At 35.1% G+C, this 11548-nt stretch carries 12 protein-coding genes and 1 tRNA gene; 6 read left to right on the top strand and 7 right to left on the bottom strand.

Going from position 1 to position 11548, the window contains the following annotated elements; genetic code table 11:
• Nucleotides 1-924 precede the first annotated feature (924 nt).
• Nucleotides 925-998: transfer RNA gene (locus IEV15_RS08475), tRNA-Arg, on the bottom strand.
• Between the two features lie 70 nt (nt 999-1068).
• Between IEV15_RS08475 and IEV15_RS08470 the strand changes: the two genes are divergently transcribed.
• On the top strand, nt 1069-1578 hold the full coding sequence (locus IEV15_RS08470) for an adenine phosphoribosyltransferase (RefSeq protein WP_188362091.1): 510 nt from the start codon (nt 1069-1071) through the stop codon (nt 1576-1578).
• On the opposite strand, the gene IEV15_RS14615 is transcribed toward IEV15_RS08470, so the two are convergent.
• From IEV15_RS14615 to IEV15_RS08455, 4 genes are all read right to left on the bottom strand, one after another.
• Nucleotides 1579-1728, bottom strand: a complete 150-nt coding sequence (locus IEV15_RS14615) for an SsrA-binding protein (RefSeq protein WP_229734121.1) — start codon at nt 1726-1728, stop codon at nt 1579-1581.
• Nucleotides 1729-1790: 62 nt separating this feature from the next.
• The gene (locus IEV15_RS08465; protein ID WP_188362090.1) at nt 1791-3557 is read right to left on the bottom strand and encodes a M56 family metallopeptidase; all 1767 of its coding nucleotides are present in this window, start codon (nt 3555-3557) and stop codon (nt 1791-1793) included.
• 1 nt (nt 3558) lies between these two features.
• Nucleotides 3559-3918, bottom strand: coding sequence for a BlaI/MecI/CopY family transcriptional regulator (locus IEV15_RS08460; RefSeq protein ID WP_188362089.1), 360 nt, complete (start codon nt 3916-3918; stop codon nt 3559-3561).
• Between the two features lie 195 nt (nt 3919-4113).
• Nucleotides 4114-5322 carry an MDR family MFS transporter gene (locus IEV15_RS08455; protein ID WP_188362088.1) on the bottom strand — a complete coding sequence of 403 codons (1209 nt, stop codon included), beginning with the start codon at nt 5320-5322 and terminating at the stop codon, nt 4114-4116.
• Between the two features lie 232 nt (nt 5323-5554).
• Here IEV15_RS08455 and IEV15_RS08450 point away from each other — a divergent pair, with 232 nt between their 5' ends.
• The 5 genes from IEV15_RS08450 (at nt 5555) to IEV15_RS08430 (ending at nt 9734) form a co-directional block, all read left to right on the top strand.
• Nucleotides 5555-6952: an alpha-amylase family glycosyl hydrolase gene (locus tag IEV15_RS08450; RefSeq protein WP_188362087.1), complete on the top strand. Its 1398-nt coding sequence runs from the start codon at nt 5555-5557 to the stop codon at nt 6950-6952.
• 22 nt (nt 6953-6974) lie between these two features.
• On the top strand, nt 6975-7571 hold the full coding sequence (locus IEV15_RS08445; protein WP_188362086.1) for a DUF1684 domain-containing protein: 597 nt from the start codon (nt 6975-6977) through the stop codon (nt 7569-7571).
• A gap of 10 nt (nt 7572-7581) precedes the next feature.
• The gene (locus IEV15_RS08440; RefSeq protein ID WP_188362085.1) at nt 7582-8265 is read left to right on the top strand and encodes a TatD family hydrolase; all 684 of its coding nucleotides are present in this window, start codon (nt 7582-7584) and stop codon (nt 8263-8265) included.
• 14 nt (nt 8266-8279) lie between these two features.
• Nucleotides 8280-8993, top strand: a complete 714-nt coding sequence (locus IEV15_RS08435) for a tRNA threonylcarbamoyladenosine dehydratase (protein WP_188362084.1) — start codon at nt 8280-8282, stop codon at nt 8991-8993.
• Nucleotides 8994-9074: 81 nt separating this feature from the next.
• Complete coding sequence (locus tag IEV15_RS08430; RefSeq protein WP_188362083.1) at nt 9075-9734, top strand: HAD family hydrolase; 660 nt, start codon at nt 9075-9077, stop codon at nt 9732-9734.
• Between the two features lie 33 nt (nt 9735-9767).
• On the opposite strand, the gene IEV15_RS08425 is transcribed toward IEV15_RS08430, so the two are convergent.
• On the bottom strand, nt 9768-10001 hold the full coding sequence (locus IEV15_RS08425; RefSeq protein ID WP_188362082.1) for a hypothetical protein: 234 nt from the start codon (nt 9999-10001) through the stop codon (nt 9768-9770).
• 77 nt (nt 10002-10078) lie between these two features.
• A complete protein-coding gene (locus IEV15_RS08420; RefSeq protein WP_188362081.1) occupies nt 10079-11539 on the bottom strand; it encodes a cryptochrome/deoxyribodipyrimidine photo-lyase family protein in 1461 nt (486 codons plus the stop codon).
• Between the last annotated feature and the right edge of the window lie 9 nt (nt 11540-11548).

Genomic DNA, 11548 nt, shown 5'->3' with positions numbered 1-11548 from the left:
TTAAGGATTTTGTAATTTGAAAAAGTCACACAAAGCAAATCACCCCCAGTTTGTCATCCTGACGAAGGAAGGATCCCATAATCCAAGTAACACAAAGCTTATCCCCAGCTCGTTCGAGCACAATATCATTGAGTTAAGGATTTTGTAATTTGAAAAAGAAAGAAGGTCTTGAGAAGGATACGCTAAACCTAAATTTTAATACGTTTTTCTGCGACTTTGCTCTCGATAATTATCGGGATTGCAAAAAAATAAGCTTAACTTAATGACATTGTGCGCGAGCGTCTCGCTCGTGCCCACAATCTTGTCTCCATCCTAAAAAATAAGTTTACATACTGCTACGTAATCCTATAATAAATTTACAAATCATTTAGTCCTTTTAATGGTTTTCAATAATAAGATGGATTTAATAATTTGTATAGTTATTTTAGGACGGGTCACAGACGGGTCAAACAGTACAACTAAAGTAGGGATAAAGTATAGATAAAGTATAGATAGAGTATAGATAGAGTATGGATAAAGCATCAAACGTGACAGATTTTAACAAATATCCTATTTTAGAAATAGAAAAAAACAACATAATACAGACCCAAATTTGTTACATGCAGGACGGGTCATGAGGGTAACATAAGAGATGCAACACCAACAATACTCCAATGATACTCCGACGATACTCCGACGATAGTTCGACTTTAATGCGACGAAAAAGTTTCGTAAAACAATACGCTACCCATCCTTTGACTTCTCTGCAACCCAACAGTAAAAATAAACCATAAAAAAAGCCCTCGCGATAGCGTGGGCTTTTCATTCTTTAGTGACCTCATTGGATTTTGCAAGCAACATCCAACAAAGCTCCGCTTTGAAAATAGTAAAAACAAAAAAACGCTCAAGCAAGCTTGGCGTTTTTTCTTTTTTACTATTTATTCGTGACCTCGACTGGATTCAAACCAGTAACCTCTTGAGCCGTAATCAAGTGCGCTATTCAGTTGCGCCACGAGGCCTTAATGCGGGTGCAAATATAGTTATTTTTGCTTAACTTGCAAATCAAAATTTAAATTTAAACCACTTTTTATGGCACTTGATAAGTACATTCGAATTGTTCCTGATTTTCCAAAAGAAGGGATTGTTTTTAAGGACATTACGCCTTTGTTATTAGATCCGGAAGGTCGTAAAGAATGCCTGACTATGTTACTTTCTTCACTACATTCCAAAAAAATTGACAAAGTTATTGGCGTGGAAAGCCGCGGATTCTTCTTCGGGATGTTGTTAGCGGAAGCGTTGCAAGTGGGTTTTATTCCGGTGAGAAAACCCAAAAAGTTGCCTTTTACTACCATCTCCGCTTCCTATGATTTGGAATATGGAACAGACGCTTTAGAAATTCATACCGATGCCATTCAAAAAGGGGATAGGGTCTTAATTCATGACGATGTGTTGGCCACCGGCGGCACCGCAAAAGCAGTTTGTGAATTAGTGGAACAGTTAGGTGGTGAAATTGTACAGCTTAATTTTTTAATGGAAATCCCTTTCTTAAAAGGAAGAGATAAAATTAAGAACTATGAAATTTTTGCAGCGATGCAATAACTATTGTTTTTCATCTAAAGCTCTTGTGGTAACATAATAACGCCAACCTATTATGGCCATCTGCCACTTTTTAGCCTTAGACAAATCCAATCGCTGTTTGGTGAAACTGGGAAGTAGTAATGTATTGAGTTTGGCTAAAATTGAAAACATAGTTTTTTTTCAAAAGTAATAAAAAAAACGGCTAACACTAAGTAGCCGTTTTTTGTTTTGAATTAATCCTTTCTTTGTCTCGCCTTTTCTAATTCTAATCGTGCTTTTTCTAACTCAATTTTTGCTTTTTCTAATTCTATTTTAGCCAACTCAATTTCTTTTTTGGAGTGCTCCATTTCCAGTTTAGAATTTTTGATCTCGTCTTTCGAACGTAGTATTTCAATTTTCGCACGTTCAATCTCCGGTTTGGCTTTTTCGATTTCAATTTTTGCTTTGGCAAGAGCTTCACCTCGCAGTTTTTTTACTACCTCAGTAGCATCTTCATCTGAGCTCCATGAAAAGTTGAAATTTTGACCTATTGGTAGGTCTGGTTCTTGAATCACTTTGCCGTTAATTATCACATGTGCTTTTTCTTGATCGTTATTGCGATGCACGATAATAGATTTAATTTTTGAAAGATCTTTTAGCTGTGCTATTTCATAATTTCTATTTTTTGACAGTTCAGCAAGCTCTTCAAGTTCAAGCATGTCTGGGATATTCGGTAAATCTGTCAAATCCGGCATGTCAGGCATTTCAAAACTAAAATCAAAATCAAGATCATCGCCTTTGAAGACTATGGATTTGTCATTTGTAGTGTAAACTTTTGTTTTTCCGGATTTGCCATAACCAACAGAAACGACTCCGTTTTTGTCTTTTGAAGCATAAATAACAAAAGGTTTTATGGGTTCGCTACCCGAAAACTGATAGGTTTCCGATTTCCCTTTGTTCGCTTTTACATCTACTTTAATGGACGTGATTTCACCATTTGAATTTCTTTTTACTTTAGAAAATTTTAAATCCGTATCAAATTCCTTTTTGAATACTTCTTTTTCTTTTTTCATTTCAGCATCAGTGGTATTCTTATTGATTTCCAGTTTGATTTTCATTTCATCCAAGCTTTTGTTTAAACTGCTTGGCGTGGCTTTTTCTTTGGCAATGACTTCCATCTGAAAGAAAATGACAAAACAAATTAGGACTGGAACTACAAAAAGATACTTCAATGTGTTTTGCTTTTTGGATTGATTTGTGTTTAACATAACGATTCGTTTTTTGATTAATGATTGATTAAAATGATTGGTGATTGATAGGTAATTTTGATTAGTAACTACCCGTAGTAATGCTTTTTGATAATGGGTTTTATTTTGACATTTTTTAACTGCTTTCTGATCGGCTATGTATTCTAAATTCTGGATGATGGCTTTTTTATACCACCACATAAAGGGGTTGAACCAAAAGAGCACACAAAATAAATTGGCCAACAAAATATCTGCAGAGTGCTTTTCCTTGCTGTGTACTTTTTCATGCAATAAAATACTTTCAAGCTCTTCTGCGGTATATAAATTGGGGTTAATAGCAATGTAATTGAAGAAAGAGAAAGGAGCTAAATTTTCAGTTAGGTTAACCACTGAAAAGGAATCGTTTTTCATTCGTTTCTTCTGTGACAAAAGACGTAGTACAGAAAAGAGATTGAGTATTATTTTAAAAAATAATAAGAGACTGATAACTACGTAAAAAGTAGTGCCAATAAAAAACCAATCAAAAGGTGCAACTTCTGAAGCAGTGCTAGTAGCAAGTGTATCATAAGTGGTGTAATTTACAGTTTGTGGATCAACATAAATAATTTTAGTATAGGAAAACAAAGGTAATAATGCGGAAGTAAACAACCCGAGTAATAAATACCAACGGTTGGAATTAAAAAAGGTTTCTTTTTGAAGCATGACATAATAGGCCACAAAAAATAAGGCCAATAATCCGTTTGCTTTTAAAAAATAGAGAAACACCACATCCATACTATTTCTTTTTTTCGATAATGTCTAAAATCTCTCTGAGTTCTTCGGCAGAAATTTTCTCTTCTTCCGCAAAAAACGAAACCATACTCTTGTAGGAGTTATTGAAATAATTTTCAATCGCATTATTCATAAATGCCTTACGATATTTTTCCTTTGTGATTATAGGATAGTATTGGTGAGTGTTGCCATACGCCTGATGCGAAACATACCCTTTCTCTTCCAAATTTCTAATAATGGTTGATAAGGTGTTGTAATGCGGTTGGTCTTCGGTAATAGCCGCCATCACATCTTTTACAAAAGCTTTTTCTAACTTCCATAAAATGTGCATGATTTCTTCTTCTTTATTCGTGAGCTTTTGCATGGTTGTAAAGTTTAAAACAAATCTACAACTATATTTTTAGTTACGCAACTATAAAAGTAGTTATTTAACTAAAAATTAAGTTTTAGAGAGATGGAAGATGGGAAATGGAAGATGGAAGATGGAAGTTTTGTGTTCTAGTAAGCCAACCCAACCCGCAACCCGTAACCCGCAACCCGTAACCCACAACCTTCAAACCTATTCCTCCCGTACCATTTTCATCACCCAAAAAGAACACGCAACAGCAACCATTCCCAAAGTTCCCATGACAACCCAGTTAGTTAAATAGCCAAAATGATCAAAAATATTCATTCCTGTTTTAGAACTCATGATGTGAGCCAAACTGAAACTCATCGAATAAAAAGCCATATAACGACCTTCCTGTCCGCGTGGAGCACGACCTAATGCAAAAGAATTAGAAAATGGAAAAGCAAAAATTTCTCCAAAAGTCAAAAATAAAACGTTGATGACTAAAATGCCGGCCCATACATTTAGTAGAAGGACATAAAATCCCAAAGCCATGAACAATGACCCAACTAAAACTAATTTTACCTTATTCACTTTCTTGCGGTCAAAATAATTCACTATGGGCATTTCCAACAAAAAGACCAAAAAACCATTGAGTGTCAAGAGTAATCCGGTTTGGAATTCGGTTAAACCATACGCCTTTTGATGATAGAGTGGAAGCGTGGTAAACAACTGAAAGAAAACCATTCCTGTGATAAAAATCACTAACAAAAATACCCAAAAAGGACGATCGCTGTAAACCGATTTTACCGCAAGACTTTCTGAAACGGCATTTTCTTCAATTGTTTTTTTCTTTTCTTTGACCAACAACCAAAAGATAGAAATGGCTAGAATACACGAAGCACCATCCACCCAAAACAAACCATGATAACCAATATTCATAATTATCAATCCACCCATGGCAGGACCGGCTGCAAAACCTAAGTTGACTGCTAATCTCACTAAAGTTAGGGCTCTCGTACGGTTTTCGGGCTTAGCATATGCACCTAGTGAAACAAACATCGCCGGACGAAACATATCGGCAATGGTCATAATCACAAACATCGCAATGCACAATCCATAAAATGAGGTCACATATTGAAGGCCAAAAAATAACAAACCACTCACAAATAAGCTGAAAATCATTACCTTATAAAAGCCAATGCTGTCCGTCAGTTTTCCACCCAAATAGGAACCTAACATTGAACCCAAACCAAAAAACACCATAATTGTTCCCACATCCGAATAACTAAATTCTAAATCTTCATTCAAATACTTAGTTAAAAACGGCAACACCATCGTACCCGCTCTGTTAATAAAAGTAACAAGAGTTAAAATCCAAATTTCTCGCGTAAATCCACGAAAAGAATTAATATATCTTGAAAAAGCAGTCTTGAGCATCGGTAAAAATTGAGAGCAACAAAGGTACAAAGTTGCGTTTGTTTAAAAAGCGAACGGAGCAATAAATAATGGTTGTGATTTTTTAGAAGCTATTCCGGCTATCCACTACTATTTGGGCTAGGTAATTATGGCGTAAAGAAAAGGATTTTAAATAATGAATTTCATTTCAATTAAAATGATAAAGTTCTTTTTAATTATATTTATACATTCAAAATCAAATTTTTTGTTCTATATGAAAACACTTCAATTTTTTACTTTGATTTTCATTGCCAGATTAGTACTGGGATGTAATTCCACAGAAACAAAAAAAACCGAAATAGCTTCAGAAGATCAATATATTCCAAAAGAATATGTGCAAGTGAAACATCCCGAATGGTCTAAGAATGCTGCTATTTATCAATTAAATACACGACAATTTTCTCAAGAAGGAACATTTCGGGCCGCTCAAAAAGAATTACCCCGATTAAAAGAAATGGGTATTGATATTATTTGGCTTATGCCAATCAATCCGATTGGTGAAAAAAATCGAAAAGGAACCTTAGGGAGTCCCTATTCTGTAAAAGATTATTATGGAGTGAACCCAGAATTTGGAACCTTAGACGATTTAAAAGCCTTTGTAAAAGAAGCACATGAACTTGGAATGTATGTCATTTTAGATTGGGTAGCTAACCATACTGCTTGGGATAATAATCTGGTAAACCAACATCCGGAATGGTACAAACGAGATTATAAAGGGAACTTCAGACCTACGCCATGGTGGGATTGGGATGATATTATTGATTTGGATTACAGCAAACCGGAATTGCGTAAATACATGACCGAAGCCATGAAATATTGGGTCAAAGAAGCCGATATTGATGGGTATCGATGTGATGTTGCCGGATTTGTTCCCATCGATTTTTGGGATAATCTAAGAACAGAATTAGACGCGATTAAACCTGTATTTATGTTGGCCGAATGGGAATCTCGTGACATGCATGCCCACGCATTCGACATGACTTACGCTTGGAGTTGGAACGAAAAATTACATAAAATTTGCAAAGGGCAAGCTGATGTTAATGAACTCTATATTTATTATTCTTGGAATGAAAGTTTCTTTCCTGATAACAGTATTCGAATGACTTTTGTGAGTAACCACGATAAAAATGCCTGGGAAGGCACCATGTGGGAACAATTTGGTGACGGTGTGGAAGCTGCGATTGTACTTTCAGTTGTTGGTGACGGAATGCCTTTGATTTATAACGGTCAAGAAGCCGGAGAACCCAAGCGGTTAGCCTTTTTTGAAAAAGACCCAATCGTTTGGAAACCGCATCCGATAGGAGATTTATATAAAAAATTATTTGCTTTAATGAAAAAAAATACGGCTTTATGGCATGCCGATTGGGGTGCATTGATGATAAAAGTACCCAACACAAATGAAAAAGAAGTGTTTAGTTTTGTGAGACAAAATGAGAAAGATAAAGTTTTTTGTGTGTTTAATTTTTCCGCGAATACTCAAAATGTTACTTTAAAAGAGGATTTATATCACGGGACTTATCGGGATTTTACAACGCAGAAAATGATAACATTTAATGAAGATACAACTTTTTCAATGGCTCCTTGGACGTATAAAGTTTTTGTAAAAGAGTAATTAGCAATTAGACTATAAAATAATGAAAAAAATACTATTTCTATTCCTGTTTACACAACTTGCTTTTTCGCAACAAAAATTTGAACGCGATTCCGTTATTCAATTTCAAAAAAAGATGAATGAGCATTATGGAGATTCTGCCAAAAGTCCGCTCAAGAAAAAAGATTTAGCTGTTTTTAAAGATTTAGAATTTTTTCCAATCAATGAAAACTATTTTGTGCAAGCCAAATTCATCCGAACTAAAAAGGAAAAACCGTTTGAAATGAAAACTACCACTTCACGAAAACCAATTTATGTCAAATACGGTGAACTCCATTTTAAAATCGACGGGATTCCTTGTCAACTAAATGTCTATCAAAATGTTGAATTTGCTAAAAAGCCGGGTTACAAAAACAGTTTGTTTCTTCCTTTTACCGATTACACTTCCGGTGTAGAAAGTTATGGCGGTGGTCGTTACATCGACCTCGAGATCCAAAAAGGAAAGAATTGGACAGTTGATTTTAATCAAGCTTATAATCCATATTGTGCCTACAACGAAGTCTATTCCTGCCCAATCGTTCCAAAAGAAAATGATTTAAAAGTAGAAATAAAAGCTGGAGTGAAGACGTTTAAGAAGTAATTTTTTTGTTGTGCCAAAACTCTTCAACCTTCATACACACCACTTCACCAACCAAGAAAACATTCTTGAATTGGTCAATCAATACCCTTGGGAATTTGATGAAACAATCCCATTTTATTCTATCGGTATTCATCCTTGGTATAGTAATGAAAGCAGGTTGTCCTCTGATTTAGAAATTATTGACCAAAAAATAGCTCTAGAGAATTGTCTCGCTTTAGGCGAATGTGGACTCGATAAACGCATTGAAATTCCCATCGAAATTCAAAAAAAAATCTTCAAAGCTCAAATTTTAATTGCAGAAAAACAGCAAAAACCATTAGTTTTGCACTGCGTTGCTGCTTTTCAGGAAATCATACAAATCAAAAAAGAACAAAACGTTACGGTTCCAATGATTATTCACGGATTTTCTAAAAGCGAACAAACAGCAAAACAACTTTTGGACAACGGATTTTATCTTTCGTTCGGGAAATATTTATTGCGAAATCCGGAGTTAAAATCGGTTTTTCAATCCGTACCAAATGATAAATTTTTTCTAGAAACCGACACCGTGGATGAATCGTTAGAAGAAGTTTATGCGTTAGCAGCAAACTATAAAAACATAGAAATTGAAGAAATAAAGTCCATCGTAAAAGCAAATTTTGAAAAAGTTTTTAGAATGAAAATGGACGATACACCGATTACCCATAACCTTTAACCTATTACCTAGCAATGGCTAAATGGCAAGAAAGAGCGGAGCTCTTATTTAAAAAAGAAGGAGTAAACAATTTAAAAAACGCTAACGTACTCGTAGTTGGCTTAGGTGGTGTTGGTTCTTTTGCTGCCGAATTTCTAGCCCGTGCCGGAGTAGGAAATATGACCATTGTGGATGGCGATGTGGTGGATATTACTAACATTAACCGTCAATTGCCGGCTTTGCATTCTACTATTGGAATGCCAAAAGTACACGTGGTTGGCGATCGTTTGATGGATATTAATCCGGAATTGAACCTTACCCGTTTAGAGGAATTTCTTTCGCCCGAAAGAGCTTTTGAAGTGGTTGCTGAAGAGTTTGATTATGTGCTGGATTGCATTGACAGTATCACACCCAAATTGAATTTAATTATCGCAGCAAAACGCAAACGTGTCAAGATAATCTCAAGTATGGGTGCCGGAGGAAAAATGGAAGCTTCAAAAGTGAAAGTAACCGACATTAATAATTCCGAAAACTGTTACCTGGCCAAAACGATGAAAAGACGGTTGAAAGAAGTAAAAATTGACAAATTAAAAGTCGTTTTCTCCTCAGAAATTCAAGATGAATCCAGCCTAAAAATGACCGACGGCAAAAACTTCAAAAAATCATTCTATGGAACCAATAGTTGGATGCCTTGCCTTTTTGGCTTGTATGCGGCGGAGACGGTGGTGAAGTATTTGTTGAAGAGATAAAAAAAAGGCTCTAAGGTACTGAGGGACTAAGGTACTGAGGATAACAAAATTTTAAACCTTAGTCCCTCAGAACCTCAAAAAATGATACAAACCGTAATTTTCGACATGGATGGCGTAATCGTTGACACCGAACCGGTGCATCATTTTGCCTATCAACAACATTTTAAACAATTAAATATTGACGTTTCACCTGAAATGTATGCTTCGTTTACAGGCAATTCTACCAAAAATATTTATGAACGTTTGAAGGGAATTTACAATTTGAAAGAAGATATTCAAACTTTAGTAGAAACCAAGCGAAACTTATTCAACGATGCTTTTGATCAAAAGGAAGATTTGTATTTATTGGATGGAGTAGAAGATTTAATCAAAGAGTTATATCAAAACGGAATGCAAATGGTGTTGGCTTCTTCTTCTGCAAACGTAACTATACAGCGAATTTTCAATCGCTTTAATTTGGATAACTATTTCACACACAAAGTTTCTGGGGAAGATTTTCCTAAATCAAAACCACATCCTGCTATTTTTTTGAAAGCAGCGGAATTAGCCAAAACACCGGTAAGAAATTGTATCGTAATTGAAGATAGTACCAACGGAATTTTAGCTGCTAAAGCGGCTGAAATTTATTGTATTGGTTATGATAGTGTGAATTCGAAGTTGCAAGACTATGCGATGGCTGATGAAGTAATAAGTCATTTTAACGAATTGACTTTCAATAAAATTAGGAATTTAAAATACTAAACCCCTCGTAAAAAGGGGTTTAGTTTGTATTTATTAGTTACCTTCAACTTTAACAGAGGTGCTTTTATCTCCATCTTTAGTTTCAAATTTTACTCCGTCTTTAGTAACTTCTAACGAAGTTCCGTCTTTTTCTTCTTCTACTTTAGGTGCTGATTCTTGAGCCGGCTGTTCAATAATAATTGTATCAGCAGGTTTTTCTTCTTTTTGACCACATGAAATTGAAACAATTCCGGCCATTAAACTTAATAGAAATACACTTTTTTTCATTGTAATTAGATTTATATTTGTTGTAAGGTAATCAATATTAATCCAAATTGTGTTAAATAGTCATTTATTTAACTTTTTTAGCTCCTTTTGCTGTTGGGTAATGTGTGCTTGTCAACGATTCTTTTTCCATCCATTTTAACGGCTTTTTCTTTTCGCATGGACCAGAAAAAATCGCTTGAAAAACGCCAGGCTTCTTCTAAATTGACTATCGGAAAAGGATAATTACTTCCTATTTCAAAATCATATAGCATTTGTTCAATGGGAGTTAATTTCCAGGGTTCGTGTACAAATGCAGCTGGAATGGAACCCAATTCAGGAACCCATTTTTTGATGAAAGTACCTTCTGGGTCATGTTCATAGGAATTTTTGACAGGATTGTAAACCCGCAACGTATTGATTCCGGTCACTCCCGCTTGCATTTGAATTTGCGGATAATGAATTCCCGGTTCAAAATCAAGAAATTGTTGAGCCAGATGCGGACTACAATTTTGCCACGGTTGAAATAAATGATGGGTGTAAAAGGAAACCACCAAAGCCCGCATTCTAAAGTTTAAATAACCGGTAGTATTCAAACATCGCATGCCAGCATCCACTAAAGGAACGCCTGTTTTTCCTTCAATCCAAGCTTGATGAAATTCCGGAATTATAGTTTGGTTAAGATTGCGATAGCCTTTGTTTACAGCAATAAATTCCATATGACATTCCATTTCAAATTTCTGAATAAAATGAGCCTGCCATCGTAATCGTGAAGCAAAATTATCTATTTGACGCACATTTTTTTTCTGATCTCTGAATTGTAATGCCAATTGACACACTTGTCGCATCGATAAATTTCCCCAAGCAATGTAAGGTGAAATTCTACTGCAACTGTGTCTTCCTAATTCAGGTTTCGAAATGTGTTTACTGTAATTAACAACCCGTTCTCTTAAAAAAGATTTCAAATACCGCATTCCTGTTGAGGTGCCTCCTTTTTGAAAAGGTGTGTTTTTGGAAGTAGTTAATGAAACAAGTTTGAAAATGGAACTAATTTTTTCAAAATCATTTGGAGACAAAAATGAATTTGATTTGGGTTGAAATGAAAATGGGACCAAATCCATAAATTCACACCAATCGTCTTTCCATGTAGCTCTATTGGATAATCCTCTTTTTACACCATTGGTGATGAATTCATTCCAAACGATTTTGTGTTTTTTACAAAAGGAAGCCACCGCTTTATCTCGTTCAAAAGTGAGTTGTATTCCTGTTTCTTGGTGGGAATAAATAGTCGAAATGGGTTGAATTTGATTGATTTTTTCAAATGCTTCAACTACTTCACTTTCAATAATTAAAATTTGAGTTTGAAAAGGTTTTAATTGATTTTGAAGTTCTTCCAACGATTGTTTGATAAAATCAAAATGACGCTGACTGTAATGATGGTCGTTCAATAATGAAGGTTCAAAAATGTAGAGTAATAGCGTTTGCTTCTGCGATTCCAAAGCTCGAAAGAGAGCTTCATGGTCAGTTAATCGCAAATCTCTTTTGAACCAAACAATTTTCATTGTAATTTT

The organism is Flavobacterium orientale (genome assembly GCF_014638005.1).
Classification (GTDB): domain Bacteria; phylum Bacteroidota; class Bacteroidia; order Flavobacteriales; family Flavobacteriaceae; genus Flavobacterium; species Flavobacterium orientale.
This window is presented reverse-complemented; position numbering and strand designations above follow the sequence as displayed.